Raw genomic sequence first — 14,257 nt, forward strand, 5'->3', positions numbered from 1 at the left:
CAACCGCCCTGGACGCGCGTCTGAAACCCGTCCGACGAGGCGCATAGCAATGGGAGGCCGAGCTTGAAGAAAATCATACATTGGCTCGACAGCAACATCGAACCGATCCTCATGAATATCGCCTACGTGGTGATGGCCGTGCTGGTTTTCGAACAGGTCGTGCTGAGGTTCGTATTCAAGACGCAGATCGCCTGGAGTTCCGCTGTCGCGATCTACATGTTCATCGCGGTGACGTGGCTGGGGGCAGCCTATAATGTGCGTCAGCGCTCGCACCTGAACTTCGGCGAGGTCCGCTCGGTCCTCCCCTACGGCGCCCAGTTCGTCTGCCTGATCCTCGACGCGGTGCTCTGGGTCTCTCTGGCAGGGGTGGTGATCTACTACGCCGTCGACCAGATCGAACTGCTGCAGATGAACTTCGCGTTCGTGCCGGGTACGAGCGACCTCATGCAGTGGTGGTTCTACCTGATCATGCCGTTTGGCTGGGGCCTGATCGTGCTTCGCGCGCTGCAAAACCTCTGGCAGGACATCGGTCATTACCGACGGCGCGAGCCCTTCTTGCTCGGCTCGCCTTCGATGGTGGAAAAGGGATAGTCATGGAAGGCGAACTCATTGCCCTCATCTCGGTTTCGGCGATTGTCCTGTTCGTCATCGGCGTCCCGATCTTTCTGATCATCGCCCACTGGGTCCTCTGGACCAGTGTGGTGACCGATTTCACACTCGCCAATCTCAGCCTCACCCTTTTCGAGGGGATCAACTTCTTCGGGCTGCTGGCCCTGCCGCTGTTCATCCTGACAGGCGACATCATCAATGCGGCCGGGATCGCCAAGCGGCTGACCGACTTTGCCTATGCCATGCTCGGCTGGGTGCGCGGCGGCCTCGGCCTCGCGGCACTGGCTGCGTGCGGCATGTTCGCGGCGATCTCCGGCTCGAATGCCGCGACGACGGCCACGATCGGCTCGATCATGTACAAGGACCTGAAAGAGGGCCAGTACGACAGTCGCTTCTCGGCGGCGACGCTTGCCTCGGGCGGTGTCGTCGGGATCATCATCCCGCCGTCGATCATCTTTGTGATCTACGGGTTCCTCCTGAACCTGCCGATCGGCGACCTGTTCATGGCGGGCCTGTTGCCCGGTGCGCTGATGATCGTCGGCATGCAGGCCGTTTGCCTTGTGATGTCGTGGAAGTTCGGCTGGGGCAAGGTCATCCCGTTTCAGATCGGCAATTGCGTGCGTACCGGTTTCCGCAGCTACCTGGGGTTCGCCGCCATCGCAATCGTCCTGCTCGGTATCTACGGGGGTATCTTCTCACCTACGGAAGCCGCGGCGATGACGGCGGTGTTCGGGCTGGTTGCGGGCATAGCGGTCACGCGCGAGATCAAGCTGCGCGACGTCCCGAAGATCCTGCTGCATTCCGGGCAGATCGCCGGGCTGCTCGTCCCGCTGGTCGCTGTGTCGATCGTGATGCAGCAGATCCTTTCGATCATCGGGGCCCCGGCGTTCGTAGCCGGGATGTTCGACGGCGTCGGTGGATACTACGCGACACTGTTTATCTGCATGGCAATGATCATCGTCGCTGGCTGCTTCCTGGAGAGCGTGCCGGTTGTGATCATTCTGGCGCCGATTCTTGCGCCGATCGCCTACGGGATCGGCGTCGATCCGGTTCACTTCGCGATCGTGTTCGTAGTCGGCACTGCCATCGGCTTCATTACCCCGCCGTTCGGCCTCAACCTGTTCGTGGCGAGCAGCACGACCGGACTTCCTTTCCTGAGGATCGTGCCATTCGTGGTGCCGTACTTCATCATTCTCATGCTCGCCTGGTTTGCCATCGTCGGTTTTCCCGCGCTTTCGACCTACCTGCCGTCGATCAGCGGGATGTAACGCTGCCAACCGTTCTCGCTTCCCCGCCCGACCTTTTCCGGGCGGGGAAAAACGGGGCGGCCAAACGGGAGGGGTATCATCACCTATCCGGACCTATGATCGGCGTTTCCGGGCGAATCGTGCGTCGACCACACCTTCCCTCATTTTGCGGTCGGGGCCGGAGGGGCGTGGTGTATGAGCCGCTCGGACAGCGTCCTCTCCAATCGACTGCACCGGCAACCCTGTCTCTCTCGCCAACAGCGGCGCGGAATTCTGGATGGCTGGACGAGCCGTCGTAGGCATCGCCGGCTGACACGAGTGTCGAACAGGTCGTTCGTGGATATGCCTGCGCACTCCAACCGGGCCTGGCAATACGACCAGTCGGGCCCGCACGGCGAAATCTGCCCGGTCGCATGGTCGGGCTCCCGGAACTCCGCGTAGACCCCGTCTCGCGCTGGTACCTCACTGCTCTTTTGGGGGAGACAATCAAGTGCTGCCATTCTGGGATCAGGTGCTGTTCCTCGGTATCGTGGCACTGGGCTGCTATACGCAGGCGATCACTGGTTTCGCCCTCGGGCTTATCGTGGTGGCGTTCGCGACCCTGTTCGGCATCATGTCGATCGAACAGGCCTCAATCGTCGTGACGATCATTACGCTGTCGAATGCGAGCGTTGCTTTGGGTCGAAGCGGTTGCCAGGTGCAGTGGAGCCGAGCGGTTCCCGTGATTTTGGCGGCGGCACCTGCGACTTATTTCGGGCTGGTCCTGCTGAGTCTGTTGGGGACCGAGAGCATGGGTCTGCTGCGGTTGCTGCTCGGCGTGACCATCGTTGGGAGCAGCCTGCTGCTGGTTTTCAATCCGCGACCCATGACGCGAGAATCGAGCCGGACGTCGTTCGGACTCCTCGGCGCCGTCGCTGGGGTGCTGGGAGGACTGTTCGCGGCGTCCGGTCCACCCTTGATCTTCCACTTCTACCGGCAGCCGCTCAAGCTCTCGATGATCCGGGACTCGCTGCTCCTGGTGTTCCTGGTGCTCGCGACGGAACGGATCGGCTTTCTGGTGTTACGCGGCGAGATGCCGTTCGACGCCATCGTCCAAGCGGTCGTGGCGCTCCCGGTGACGGTTGCGTTCACGCTCCTCGGCGCGAAACTGTCGCCACCTCTTGGTGAAACGGCGATGCGGCGCGCGGCGTTCATCCTACTGCTGTTCGCGGGGTTGGGCGTGATGGCCCCTGTTCTGCTGAGTAGTTGAGGCCTGAGCGGTACTTTGGTTGCAGGTCTATTCGATGGCCCCGGCGGCGGGGCTGACCAGCAAGAGGGCGACCAGATCGGCCTGGCGGCTGGTGCCGGTCTTCTGGAACAGATTGCGCAAATGAAAGGCCACGGTCGTTGGAGCGATTCCCAGGTCGGCGGCGATGTCCGCCGGCCTCGAGCCGCCAGCCAATGCGGCCGCGATTTTCGCCTCGGTCGGGGTGAGGGCGAAGAGCGCGCACAACGTGCTCCGAGACAAGGACGGGCGTTGTTCGGGGTCTGAGAGAAACAGAACCGCTGCGGTTTCCCGGGACGTAGCGCCGGCAGGGTCCGACAGGGCGGAGGCCAGTACCATCAGATCGCGCTGGCCGGAGTGGCGGGGCACGGAGAGGCTGGCCAGATCCTCGACGTCATTCGGTGCGGGCGTGCATTTCTCGCGAACCAGATTGTTGAGGGCCGTATTGGTTGGCGCGTGGTCAGTCCAGATCCTGGCGTCGATATTGAGCCCGTCCTCGCGCGCAGCCATGTCGTGCGCGGCGCGGTTGGCGAAGAGCACGCGGCACTGACTGTCGACAAGCGCGATCCCGAGGGCCAGGCGGTCGAGCACCTGCCGTATCCCGGCGGTTGGCGCATCGGCTCCCGTCGAGGCCAGATGCGGAACCGATGCGCGGAGGGCTTCGAGGACCGCGTCGTTTCGCGCGCGGATCCGATTCACCTGCCGCAGCCGGGCTTCGATCGTGGCCAGCATCAAGTCGTAGTCGATGGGCTTGACCAGATAGTCATCTGCCCCGGCTCGCTTGCCCTGAACGATTTCGCGCGGGCTTGCGAGTGCGGTGAGGAACAGGAAGGGCGTTTCCGCGAGGTCGGGGTGACGTCCGCGCAGCGTCTCGAGCACCCCATAACCATCGAGGCCGGGCAAGCCAATGTCGCACAGGACGAGATCGGGATGCGTCGTTTCCAGGCTGGACAGGGCTTGCTCGCCGCTTTCCGCCGTGATCACCGTATAGCCCGCGTCGGTGAGTTCCTCTGCTAGATCGGAAAGCAGCTCGGCCTCGTCCTCGATGCACAGGATGACGGCCCGGCTTCCGGCGGGCCGGGAGGTGGTTGTGTCCATTTCTATCCTTCGGGGCGATCTGGAACCTTGGCGCTCGCAGTGGCGCCCAAGAGGGGGAGGACAAGGGCAAAGACGGTCCCGTCGCGTCCGGAGTCCACAAGCTCGACGTCTCCCCCCTGCATGCGTGCCAGCGCGCGCGCCATGTAGAGCCCGACGCCGATACCGACCTTGCCCGCGGAATTCCGACCCCGAAAATAGCGTTCGAAGAGTTTGTCCCTGTCGGCGTCGGGGATCGGGTCGCCTTCGCTGTGTACTAGGCAGTGGACATGGGTCGGGCTCGCCTCGATATCAACGCGCACTGGTGCTTGCGGCGGTGAATACTTGACGGCGTTGGAGACGAGATTGGCCAGCGCGTGCTCCGCATGGGCCGGATCGCACATCACCGACAAGGCGGTATCGGTCGCCGGCTTGAAGACAATTTCCCGGTCCGATGTTTCCTCCCGCTGACGTGCGCAGACCGCCGCAACGAGGGCATTGATCTCGCAAGGTCCGCTGGACAGCTCGATCTGCCCCGCGTCGAGCCGGGCAGCATCAAGCGTGCTTTCGACCAGGCGGGTCAATCGTTCGATGGCACCCCGCGCAGTGTGTGCCCGCGCGACCATCTCATCTGCCGTCACATGCTCGTTGCGGCGGATCAGGCGTTGAAGGGTGGAATCGACGATCGCCAGCGGTGTGCGAAACTGGTGGGAAACCATAGTCGCGAAATTGCTATAGAGCTCGGCCGCAGCGCGTTCGCGTTCGAGCGCGGCAATCAACTCGCGGGTTCTGGCGGCGACCAGCTCCTCGAGGTGGTCGCGGTGGCGGGCCAGCTCTCTCTGCGCCGCGTGGCGCTCGGTAACATCGCCGATAAACGCGATGGCCCCGATGATCCCCTCGTCATCCTTGAGCGGAAAACAACGCATATCGACATACCGCGCGTCCGGCGTGTCCGGCTGGAAGAGGGCTTTGTCCGACATGGACGAGGATGTCCCGTTCAAGGCTTCGCGGAAGCGACGGGCGACGCCGTCAACCGCGAAGAAGCCGGAAATATCTCCCAGCGTCTTGCCTACCGCGCGCTCCGCCGACCAGCCGATAAGCCGTTGCATGGCGTCGTTCCACAGGGTGCAGCGCAGGTTTCTATCGAAGGCGAGAATGCCTTCACCGCTGGAAGCGACAAGCAGGCTGGAGAAATCCCGCTCCCTGTAGAGAAGCTCGGTGCGGCGGCGGGACACGACGAGGCTGTGGATCAGGAAGGCGGAAAGGATCCCGCCGGCAATGGCGATGCCGACGAGCCAGACGATTATCTGCCAGATCTCATCGCGGTACTGATCGAGCTGTCCGCCCAGTTCGTTCCATTCCGCCACCATTGCCGCATTGGCGGCGCGCCCCAGCCAAACCGCGATCGACTCGGCCGTATCGCGGGCATGTGGGAAATCCGCGGCGGCCGCGGTCGATACGAGCGGCTCTATCGCGCGGGCGGCCTGGATCGTTTGTTCGAGTTCCGCCTCATAACCAAGCGCGATCATCCGGCGCCGTTGCGGCCCCTCGTCGATCAGGCCGAGGCGGCTCAACAGGATGGCGTAGCGAAGCGTCAAGTCGTCCTGGCTGCCCGTCCCCAGTTCCGAGCGGGCCAGCGCCTGGGCGAACCGAAGGCTGGCGGATTCCGCGCGGGAGAGGACCCAGATCATGTTTGTGCTCGCATCGAGGCGCATCTTGCGCTCGGTCTGCGCCAATCCGATCAGGGAATAGACGAGAAGGGTCGCGAGAATGGCGATGACGCCGAGCGGCAGGAAGAAGCCGAGGACGGGGCGCGCGCCCCGCATCACCTGATCTCCAGCCGGTATAGTTGCCAGACCCAGCGATAGTCGTAGCGGATATCCTGCAACTCGCGGTGATCATCACGCGGATAGACGATCCAGAGCGGCCCCTTGTCGTTCACGTGAAGCGCGTCGCCGTCCATCTCGAAGGCGACAATCACATCGAAGCGGGTGAAATCGTCCGCCGGAATATCGATGACATAGTCGTTGAGGGCGATTGCGGTGACGGTTTCACCGTCCGCTTCCACCAATGCGAGCAGATCCCGCATCAGGAAGCCGTCGAACCGGCGCACGCCGTCGGTGACGGTGGTCGAGGTTTCCAGTTCACGCTGCGGCAGGGTCTTGAGCATGTCCATGTCGAACCGCGCTCCGCCCTCGGTATTGGTTCGACCGATATTGCCGTGCACCTCCAGCACCACCGGGCCGGTCGGAGCGGCAAGGCCGTTCGCCCCTGCCTGAGCCGCTTGGGTGAACACGGTCATTCCGATCAATATGATTGCGAACTTCACTGACTGCGTTCCTCCCTGCTCCTCTCGTATTCGGACGAGACCGTCGAACCCACCTTCCTGCATAGCCCGAAACCGTCATCGCGTCCCCTTCGAACGGAGGGGGCGCCGCAGTCGACGCGCGCCTACCGTCGGCCGGACAGGAATTCGATTCGGCTATTCACCTACACGGTCAGAAACATATGTGGGATTTCAGTATCGGCCAGGCGATCGGCCTGATGGTTCGCACCATGCCGTTCATCGTGTTGCGCGCGGCCATCTATTTCGGGGCGGCACTGGCTTACGTCCTCGTCACCGGGGCAGGGGCCGGTATCGGTTATGGGGTCGGTGCCTTCGGCGAGCCCGACTTTCAGGCACAGACGACATTCTGGGGCGCCATCGGTGGCTTCGGCGTCGTTGGCGCGATCATGTACTGGGCGCGCGAATACATTCTGTATCTCGCCAAGGCCGGACATATCGCCGTTCTGGTCGAACTCGTATCAGGCCGGGAGCTGCCGGCGGGCCGGTCGCAGGTCACCTACGCCACCGCGGTCGTCAAGGAACGTTTCGCGCAGGCAAGCCTGCTGTTCGCCGTCGACCAGATCGTCAAGGGCGTCATCCGCGCGATCACCGGGCTGGTCCGCGGGATTCTGTCGTTCATTCCCGTCCAGGGGGTCAAGCAGTTGGTGGGGATCATCGAGGCCTTTCTGCGTGTGGCCGTCGGTTTCGTCGACGAGGTGATCCTTGCCCACATGATCCGATCCGGGCAGACGAACCCCTGGGAAGCGGCCCGTGAGGGGCTGGTTCTTTACGGGCAGAACTACAAGGTGATGCTCAAAAATGCCGCATGGCTCACGCTTTTCGTCTACGGCCTGAGTGCGCTCGTCTTCGTGCTCATGCTGGCCCCCGCCGCGGGCGTCGTCTATCTGATGCCCGGCAACTGGTCGGCGGGCGGCTTCGTTTTCGCCCTGATATTCGCCTGGAGCGTGAAGGCCGCGATTTTCGAACCGTTTGCGATCGCGTGCCTCATGCAGGTCTATTTCCGCACGACCGAGGGACAGACCCCGGATCCCGAGTGGGATGCGCGGCTCGAACAGATGTCGAAGAAATTCCGCCAGCTCAAGGAGAAGGCCCTGGGCTATTCGCCGATCCCCGTGAAGGCCTGAGGGCGGAAACCGGACCGCTCCCTGAGGCCTGGAGGTTCGTCAGGGCGCGGCCGCCAGTCTCAATCCATCTCCAGCCTGGCGTCGAAATCCAGGGTAACGGAGAGACTGTCGCTCAGCGCCGAAGCGGGGGCGGCTCGATCGCCTTGCGGCTGGAAGAGCAGTTCGCCGGAGACCGTGCCACGGATCGCAAGCAGATCACCGCGTACCTCGCTGCGGGCTATGCGCAACGTCAGGTCTTCCTGGTCGGCCTCCCAGTAGCCGTTCACATGAGGCTTGGGATCGGTGCCGACGCCGGCGATGGATAGCTCGATATTGAACGGGTTCGTGAACGTGCCTTCGAAGCCGAGGGAGAGGCGTCCAAAGCCGTCGTCCGGGTCGATGTGGCGGGTGTAGATCGACACGCCCCCCCTTTCGGCATCGCCGTAAGCATCTGACTGAGCACGCCAGATCTCCACCGTGACCGGTCTGTCGCCGATCGTGCCCGTGATCCGGCCGCCGGGCTCGTCGGCCATGGCCGGCGCAGCGGCCAGGCTGATTACGAAAGCCATGGCTATCTGTTTCATTGATGTGCTCCTCGCGTGTTTCGGCGCAGCGGTTCGCTCTACCTTTGGCCGGCTCCGAGCGTGGTTTCGTTCTGGGGCGAGCGGGCTTCGCACACCTCGTGCCTGTCAAACCAATGCGAACCGGCGACCAGCAATGCGCCGGAGACGTGGTGTTTCAGCAGGAAGCGGTCTCGCCACGTTTCGCCTTCTCCTGAGCAGTCCGCCCAGTAGAGAGCCGCGCCCTCCATGCCCTCGACCGGCTCGGGCGCGCCGAGACGGCAGGTGGTTTCGTAGAAGAGCAGTTCGTTGCCGCGTACGGCGATGCGCTGATCGCTGACCGGGACGGCGCAATTGAAGGCGTCATAAACCCCGTCCCTGATCTGCGCGGCGGCTTGAGACAGGCCAAGCGCAAGCAGGGCCATCGTGGTGACTGATGTTCGAAACATTTGTCGTTCCTCCCGTGCGAGTCGGCGTGCCGCGCGGAAAATGGCCGGAACGATGCCGGCGACACGCGACGTCCGCATGGACTGGGACATTGGGCTCATTGGGAGACCGCCCGCATCCAGATCGTGCGGCTTGCGGTGATGGTCACGCCGTTGCCTGTACCGGTGATTTCCATCACGCCAAAAATGGTGGACGGATCGGCAACCATCATCCGGTAGGTCATGTCCATGCGGATGCCATCCAGGGCGTATGACGTCCTGCCGACGAGCCGCGGCAGGTCCATCTGATCGCAGTCGACGACCAGCGCCACATCGTCAGGCGTCAGCACGGGCACGGGCTCGTAGGGGGCGGAGGTGTCGAGGCTCCACGGCCCTTCGTCCGACAGCCGCAGGACCATTGGCTCGTGCATGTCGGGGTGGGTCAGCGCGAGCTGGTCGTCGAATTCGGCAATCGACAGGACGTCACTGTCGTCGTCGGAGGGAAATCCCTGGACAATGGGACCCAGCCGGAAAAAGCCTGCCTGATGTTCGATCTGCCAGGGGCCGACGAGATCCTGCCGGATCGATGCCCATTCGCGTGCGCCCGCCTTGCCGCACAGCGGCGAGGGGTCGGCATGCAGCGGCGACGGGGCAAAGGCCGTGATGGCCAGAGCGAGCCCGGCAAACAGGACGCCGCTGTAGCGGGGCAGGGCAGGCAGACTGGCCACGTGCCTCATTACTCTACGACGAGCCGGGTGGCGAAGCGGCCGGAAATCTCCCTGCAGTCCGCCGTGTCGGCGTCCCCGAAGCCTTTTGCCCGGCACAGTCGCGCTGCGAAACTGCCTTCTGCCTGGCCGGACTCGTCGCCGACCTCCAGTGCGTCGAACGTCACCTGCGGATCGCTGCCAGCCCCTTCGGAGGTCCAGCGGTTGCCCATGAAGCCTTCCCCCTTGGGAAACAGGACGACGGTCACTTCTTGAGGGCGGGAATCCGGCGATAGAGACCCCGCGAAGATCGCCTCGATCACCAACTGGCCCTGACCGCCGCCATGAATCTCGAGGGAGGTCACGGGCCCGATCTTGTGGGCCTTGGCCATGGCATCGTCGCCGTCGGACCCCAGGATCTCCCACTGCTGCGCTTCGTCGCCGACCGTCGCCGTGATCGTTCCGATCGTTTCCATTGCGGCGGCGAACTGGACGGACGAAACCAGCAGGACGCCGGCGAGGATGCGCTTCTTCATAAGGCGGTGTTCCCGTGCGGATGCTTCGATCGGCTCGGGAATCTAGTGTGATCCCGCAATCAGTGCCCCGTTCGAACGGAGGGGATCGCGTCTGTGGGGTCAGTCGTGTGCGTCTGCCGGGGCACGCCCTGTCGCTACGGCAGGCAGTCCGTGCCTATCCTTGGCGTGGCCGTACGGCCAAGACCGCGTCGGCATAGCCGTCTTCCGCAATGGACGTGCAGAGGTCGGCCCATTCGCAGTCGCGACACGCGGATCGGATCTGGCCAGCCGCAAAGGCTGAGCGGAGCAGTCGAAGGCGTGTGTCATCCAGCACCAGCCGGTCTCCGGATGCGATCGGCTTGCCCAACAGTTTGCCGACGTCGGTCGCGGCAGCCCGATCCCGATCGGTCACGCTGCAACGGTGGCAATGTGGCTCGGGATCGGCGAGAAGCGGGGCGCAGACGTCGTCCGACCCCGCGACGATTTCGACCTCTTCCCCTGCGGAGAGGCGCCCCGCGATCACGGTCAGGTTCGCCGTGAAAGCGGGGCTGTAGCCCTTTCCTGCGTATGTCAGGACGCAGAGGAGGTGGTGCGGACGCAGCCGCAGCGTCATTCGGCGGCGCGCTTCGGCCCGCGTGTCATGGCCTTCAGGGTCGCCGCCCCGAGCGCGGACTTGAGGATCGCGCCGAACACGAAGGGCACGACCCCGGCCATGACCGCCGGCTCGACACCGATAAGGACCGCCAGCCAAGCCGCGCCGAGAACCAGGCAGATCGCGTTGCTGATCAGCATCCCGACAAAGGCCAGGCCGACGCGGTGCCCGTTCCAGCCCTGTTCGGCCAGCCAGCCCATGGCCATGCCCGCGATCGGGAAGGCGAAGAGATAGCCGCCGGTTGGGCCGACGAAGTGATGCGCGCCGGCCGCGCCACCGGCCAGCACCGGCATGCCGAGTGCGCCTTCAACCAGCCAAGCCGTGATGGTGAGCCCGCCGAGACGCCAGCCATAGAGCGCTCCCACCAGTGCGACGGCAAAGGTCTGCATCGTCATGGGAACGGGGAACATCGGCACTTCGATATAGGAAGAGAGCGCGAGGAAAAGGCTGCCGAAGATCACCGCTCCGATCTTCCAGGCCAGTGGACGGTGCTGCAGATCGAGAGGGCTGAAGGTCGGCTTGAGGCTTGCTGTGGCTGAAGCGTTCACACGTGGGTCCTTTCAGGATTATAGATAATCTTGCAGTTCTATCGCTAAAGAAGGTCATAGAACGATTCGTATTGCAAGGGTGATGCGCGCATAGGGGGGCTCCCGCTGATGCAGGCCCGCAATTTTGAAGGGAAAACGGGCGTGCCCAGATGGCAAGCCGTGCTGTGTCGCCCGGGCGGGAAAGCTCTTACGAACGGCTGCCGAGAGCGCTCGGCCGCTTCGGCATTTTCCCGATCCATTGCACGTGTCGTGCAAGCAAAGCCGTAGCTGCCTCGATGTCGCCCGCGCGCAGCGCGGCCAGGATGGCGCGGTGATCGCGATCCGTCGGCGTTTCCCATTCCGCCCGCCAACCGGAGAACAGGAAGCGGGCGCTGGCAGTGTGCAGGTCGTCGATGGTTCTGAGCAGCCGCGGCATGCCGCAGGGGGTGATGATCAGCCTATGGAACTTGCGGTTGGCCTCTTCCCAGGCCTGGACATCGCCCGCGTGGTCTCCGGCGCGCGTAGCTTCCTCGGCTTCGTCGAGAATGGCCTTGGTCAGATGCGGCGCGGCATTGCGAAGGGCCAGAACCTCGAGGGCGGCTCGCATCTCGGCGACCTCACGCACCTCCTCGAGGCTGAAGCCGGCCACCCGAACGCCCCGGTGTGGTGCGCTTTCGACCAGCCCCTGCGCTTCGAGGCGGCGGAACGCCTCGCGGACCGGCACATGGCTGGCGCCGAACTCCTCGGCAATGTGATCCTGCCGCAGTGGCGCACCGGCTTCGATCTGTCCGGAGATGATGCGATTGGCGAGTTCGCGGCTGATGCGTGCGGCAAGAGGCTCTGATTTGGCATTCGACATGGGATTATAGATAATCCGAATGCAGCCCGGCGTCGAGCGTGCTTGCGGTTGCGCCGCCGCATTGGCCATATGTCGCGCCGCTTCTCGCTCTATCCCGACTTCACGGCGCGCGGGACCCTGAGCCTTTCGCGAGCGCATACGGCCTTCGACATGACCGACCTTGCGCGCGTCGTCGAACAACCGGCTTCCCCGACGCAGCATTGGGAACGACGAAATCGTGCTTGTCCGGGGGGCTCACATACCGGGGGCGCGTCCCGAGGTCTTAAACCTGTATCAAAGAGGGGCGTCACCAGTGGAGCGATGCTGTCGCTCGCGGTTTTCAGCCGTGGAGCGGAGAATGATTGTTGGAAGATCGTCCATGGTCGGCGAACCCTTCGCGGAAGCAGGCGGGCATGCCGAATCCTCCCCTCAAGCTCTGCGCCCGTTCTCGTTCGACCGGCCGCTGCACGCCGCCACGGCCCGGCTGACCGCGGGTATCTCGCCGGCCGCCTTGATGCTGGCCCATGTCGACTGGGCCCAGCATCTCCTCCGGTCTCCGGACAAGCAGGCCGAGCTTCTCGGAAAGGCTGTCCGCAAGTGGATCCGGTACGCCGACTACAGCCTGCGCGCCTGCGGCGATCCGGACTGTCCTGCGTGCATCGACCCGCTGCCGCAGGACAAGCGCTTCTCTGGAGAGCCGTGGCAGAACCAGCCCTTCGCGGCCATGTACCAGGGGTTCCTCTTGATGCAGCAGTGGTGGCACAATGCCACGACCGGCGTCGAAGGTGTCTCGAAGCACCATGAGGACGTCATCTCATTCGTGACGCGTCAGCTTCTCGACGTCGTCTCGCCGTCGAACTTCCCGCTCACCAACCCCGACGTGCTCGAGGCGACCCGCAGGCAAGGCGGGATGAATTTCATCCAGGGCGCAGCCAATTTCTACGAGGACTGGCGCCGGCTTGTGACCGGCACGCCGCCGGTCGGGGCGGACGCCTTCCAGGTCGGTCGCGACGTCGCCACCAGCCCCGGAAAAGTGGTTTTCCGCAACCGGCTGATCGAATTGATCCAGTACGCCCCGGCGACCGACTCGGTTTACGCCGAGCCGGTGTTGATCGTCCCAGCCTGGATCATGAAGTACTACATTCTCGACCTCTCTCCCGAGAACTCGCTGGTCGGATACCTGGTCGGGAAGGGGCACACCGTCTTCGTCATTTCCTGGAAGAACCCGACGAGCGAGGATCGCGACCTGGGTCTCGAAGACTATCGCCGGCTCGGTGTCATGGCGGCCCTCGACGCGGTATCGGCCATCGTTCCGAAACGGCCGGTCCATGCCGTCGGCTACTGCCTGGGTGGTACGCTGCTGGCGATCGCCGCCGCCGCGATGGCGCGTGACGGCGACGAGCGCCTCGGCAGCCTGACCATGCTCGCGGCCCAGACCGATTTCACCGAGGCGGGCGAGTTGATGCTGTTTATCGACGAGGCTCAGGTGAGCTTCCTCGAAGACATGATGGCGGAGCAGGGATATCTCGACACGCGGCAGATGTCGGGCGCCTTCCAGCTGCTGCGCTCGAACGACCTCATCTGGTCAGCGATGGTGCGGACCTACCTGTTGGGCGCGCGTCGGCCGATGATCGACCTCATGGCGTGGAACGCCGACTCCACGCGTATGCCGTATCGCATGCACTCGGAGTATCTCCGACATCTCTTCCTCGACAATGACCTGGCCGGAAACCGCTACACGGCGGAGGGGCGCCCCATCTCGCTACGCGACATTCGGGTCCCGGTCTTCGCCGTCAGCACCACCACCGACCATGTCGCGCCCTGGCGCTCGGTCTACAAGATCCAGATGCTGACCAACGCCGACGTGACCTTCGTTCTGTCGAATGGCGGCCACAACGCCGGAATCGTCAGTCCTCCGGGCCACCCCTACCGCCACCACCAGATCGCAACGCACAAGGAAGACGAGAACTACGTCGATCCGGATGCCTGGCAGGCGTCCGCCGTGCGCCACGACGGATCTTGGTGGCCATGCTGGCAGGACTGGCTGGTCAGGCACTCCTCGGATCGGGTGCCGCCTCCGGCCACGGGCTGCGCCGGTAAGGGGGCCGGTAAGGGCTATGTGGCGCTGGAAGACGCGCCGGGAAGCTACGTGCTGGAACCATAATGCGGACATGAGCACTCGCCTGGGGGCCGCCGGCGATCGGCAGGAGGGAGCTGAACCGGTGACCGTCGCCGGCGCGGGACCGGCCGGCGCGAGACCGAACGCTAGGCGCTGGCGCTGAACACGGCGCGGGCCGGCCCGCGGGCGATGCCTCACTCCGCGACTCTTTAATGTCCGTCAAACACAAGTCGACTCTGACGTGTGTAACCTGCCGGACGAAATACCGTTCCG

At 64.0% G+C, this 14,257-nt stretch carries 15 protein-coding genes; 5 read left to right on the forward strand and 10 right to left on the reverse strand.

Translation table 11 applies throughout. The features are described 5' to 3' along the window. The first annotated feature begins 63 nt into the window (after positions 1-63). From MUB46_RS06560 to MUB46_RS06570, 3 genes are all read left to right on the forward strand, one after another. Entirely contained in the window at positions 64-591 is a 528-nt protein-coding gene (locus tag MUB46_RS06560; RefSeq protein WP_261615086.1) for a TRAP transporter small permease, read from the forward strand. A 2-nt stretch (positions 592-593) separates the two neighbouring features. Continuing rightward, positions 594-1,877, forward strand: coding sequence for a TRAP transporter large permease (locus tag MUB46_RS06565; protein ID WP_261615087.1), 1,284 nt, complete (start codon positions 594-596; stop codon positions 1,875-1,877). A 469-nt stretch (positions 1,878-2,346) separates the two neighbouring features. Next, positions 2,347-3,105 (forward strand): sulfite exporter TauE/SafE family protein, encoded by a 759-nt coding sequence (locus MUB46_RS06570; RefSeq protein ID WP_261615088.1) that lies wholly within the window; start codon positions 2,347-2,349, stop codon positions 3,103-3,105. Between the two features lie 27 nt (positions 3,106-3,132). Here the strand turns inward: MUB46_RS06570 and MUB46_RS06575 are convergent, their stop codons facing one another. Genes MUB46_RS06575 through MUB46_RS06585 form a run of 3 tightly spaced genes read right to left on the reverse strand, consistent with a single transcriptional unit; the run spans position 3,133 to position 6,523 of the window. Continuing rightward, positions 3,133-4,218, reverse strand: a complete 1,086-nt coding sequence (locus MUB46_RS06575) for a response regulator (protein WP_261615089.1) — start codon at positions 4,216-4,218, stop codon at positions 3,133-3,135. A 2-nt stretch (positions 4,219-4,220) separates the two neighbouring features. Further along, complete coding sequence (locus MUB46_RS06580; protein ID WP_261615090.1) at positions 4,221-6,020, reverse strand: sensor histidine kinase; 1,800 nt, start codon at positions 6,018-6,020, stop codon at positions 4,221-4,223. Continuing rightward, the gene (locus tag MUB46_RS06585) at positions 6,020-6,523 is read right to left on the reverse strand and encodes a putative pterin-binding protein (RefSeq protein WP_261615091.1); all 504 of its coding nucleotides are present in this window, start codon (positions 6,521-6,523) and stop codon (positions 6,020-6,022) included. The genes MUB46_RS06580 and MUB46_RS06585 overlap by 1 nt, the downstream gene beginning before the upstream one ends. Before the next feature lie 179 nt (positions 6,524-6,702). On the opposite strand from MUB46_RS06585, the gene MUB46_RS06590 reads away from it, so the two are divergent. Next, positions 6,703-7,665, forward strand: a complete 963-nt coding sequence (locus tag MUB46_RS06590; protein WP_261615092.1) for a hypothetical protein — start codon at positions 6,703-6,705, stop codon at positions 7,663-7,665. 59 nt (positions 7,666-7,724) lie between these two features. Here MUB46_RS06590 and MUB46_RS06595 read toward each other — a convergent pair whose 3' ends face one another. The 7 genes from MUB46_RS06595 to MUB46_RS06625 all read right to left on the reverse strand — a co-directional run bounded on the left by MUB46_RS06595 (position 7,725) and on the right by MUB46_RS06625 (position 11,886). Beyond that, positions 7,725-8,228, reverse strand: coding sequence for a hypothetical protein (locus MUB46_RS06595; protein ID WP_261615093.1), 504 nt, complete (start codon positions 8,226-8,228; stop codon positions 7,725-7,727). Positions 8,229-8,266: 38 nt separating this feature from the next. Beyond that, a complete protein-coding gene (locus tag MUB46_RS06600; protein WP_261615094.1) occupies positions 8,267-8,653 on the reverse strand; it encodes a hypothetical protein in 387 nt (128 codons plus the stop codon). A gap of 95 nt (positions 8,654-8,748) precedes the next feature. Beyond that, entirely contained in the window at positions 8,749-9,366 is a 618-nt protein-coding gene (locus MUB46_RS06605) for a hypothetical protein (RefSeq protein ID WP_261615095.1), read from the reverse strand. After that, positions 9,366-9,869: a hypothetical protein gene (locus MUB46_RS06610; RefSeq protein ID WP_261615096.1), complete on the reverse strand. Its 504-nt coding sequence runs from the start codon at positions 9,867-9,869 to the stop codon at positions 9,366-9,368. The genes MUB46_RS06605 and MUB46_RS06610 overlap by 1 nt, the downstream gene beginning before the upstream one ends. Before the next feature lie 154 nt (positions 9,870-10,023). Beyond that, positions 10,024-10,461, reverse strand: a complete 438-nt coding sequence (locus MUB46_RS06615; protein ID WP_261615097.1) for a DUF1284 domain-containing protein — start codon at positions 10,459-10,461, stop codon at positions 10,024-10,026. Beyond that, positions 10,458-11,048, reverse strand: a complete 591-nt coding sequence (locus MUB46_RS06620) for a biotin transporter BioY (protein ID WP_261615098.1) — start codon at positions 11,046-11,048, stop codon at positions 10,458-10,460. The genes MUB46_RS06615 and MUB46_RS06620 overlap by 4 nt, the downstream gene beginning before the upstream one ends. A gap of 187 nt (positions 11,049-11,235) precedes the next feature. Continuing rightward, positions 11,236-11,886, reverse strand: a complete 651-nt coding sequence (locus MUB46_RS06625; protein ID WP_261615534.1) for a GntR family transcriptional regulator — start codon at positions 11,884-11,886, stop codon at positions 11,236-11,238. Positions 11,887-12,244: 358 nt separating this feature from the next. Here MUB46_RS06625 and MUB46_RS06630 point away from each other — a divergent pair, with 358 nt between their 5' ends. Beyond that, positions 12,245-14,029 (forward strand): PHA/PHB synthase family protein, encoded by a 1,785-nt coding sequence (locus MUB46_RS06630; RefSeq protein ID WP_261615099.1) that lies wholly within the window; start codon positions 12,245-12,247, stop codon positions 14,027-14,029. The last annotated feature ends 228 nt before the right edge of the window (positions 14,030-14,257 follow it).

Origin of the sequence: Microbaculum marinisediminis (genome assembly GCF_025397915.1) — a bacterium.
In the GTDB taxonomy this organism is placed as follows: Bacteria; Pseudomonadota; Alphaproteobacteria; order Rhizobiales; family Tepidamorphaceae; genus Microbaculum; species Microbaculum marinisediminis.

What these genes read in the sequence shown, in the direction of transcription:
- MUB46_RS06565 (WP_261615087.1), top strand. Translation starts at nt 594, where the DNA reads ATGGAAGGCGAACTCATTGCCCTCATCTCGGTTTCGGCGATTGTCCTG.
- MUB46_RS06575 (WP_261615089.1), bottom strand. Translation starts at nt 4,218, where the DNA reads ATGGACACAACCACCTCCCGGCCCGCCGGAAGCCGGGCCGTCATCCTG.
- MUB46_RS06580 (WP_261615090.1), bottom strand. Translation starts at nt 6,020, where the DNA reads ATGCGGGGCGCGCGCCCCGTCCTCGGCTTCTTCCTGCCGCTCGGCGTC.
- MUB46_RS06590 (WP_261615092.1), top strand. Translation starts at nt 6,703, where the DNA reads ATGTGGGATTTCAGTATCGGCCAGGCGATCGGCCTGATGGTTCGCACC.
- MUB46_RS06595 (WP_261615093.1), bottom strand. Translation starts at nt 8,228, where the DNA reads ATGAAACAGATAGCCATGGCTTTCGTAATCAGCCTGGCCGCTGCGCCG.
- MUB46_RS06600 (WP_261615094.1), bottom strand. Translation starts at nt 8,653, where the DNA reads ATGTTTCGAACATCAGTCACCACGATGGCCCTGCTTGCGCTTGGCCTG.
- MUB46_RS06605 (WP_261615095.1), bottom strand. Translation starts at nt 9,366, where the DNA reads ATGAGGCACGTGGCCAGTCTGCCTGCCCTGCCCCGCTACAGCGGCGTC.
- MUB46_RS06610 (WP_261615096.1), bottom strand. Translation starts at nt 9,869, where the DNA reads ATGAAGAAGCGCATCCTCGCCGGCGTCCTGCTGGTTTCGTCCGTCCAG.
- MUB46_RS06615 (WP_261615097.1), bottom strand. Translation starts at nt 10,461, where the DNA reads ATGACGCTGCGGCTGCGTCCGCACCACCTCCTCTGCGTCCTGACATAC.
- MUB46_RS06625 (WP_261615534.1), bottom strand. Translation starts at nt 11,886, where the DNA reads ATGTCGAATGCCAAATCAGAGCCTCTTGCCGCACGCATCAGCCGCGAA.
- MUB46_RS06630 (WP_261615099.1), top strand. Translation starts at nt 12,245, where the DNA reads ATGGTCGGCGAACCCTTCGCGGAAGCAGGCGGGCATGCCGAATCCTCC.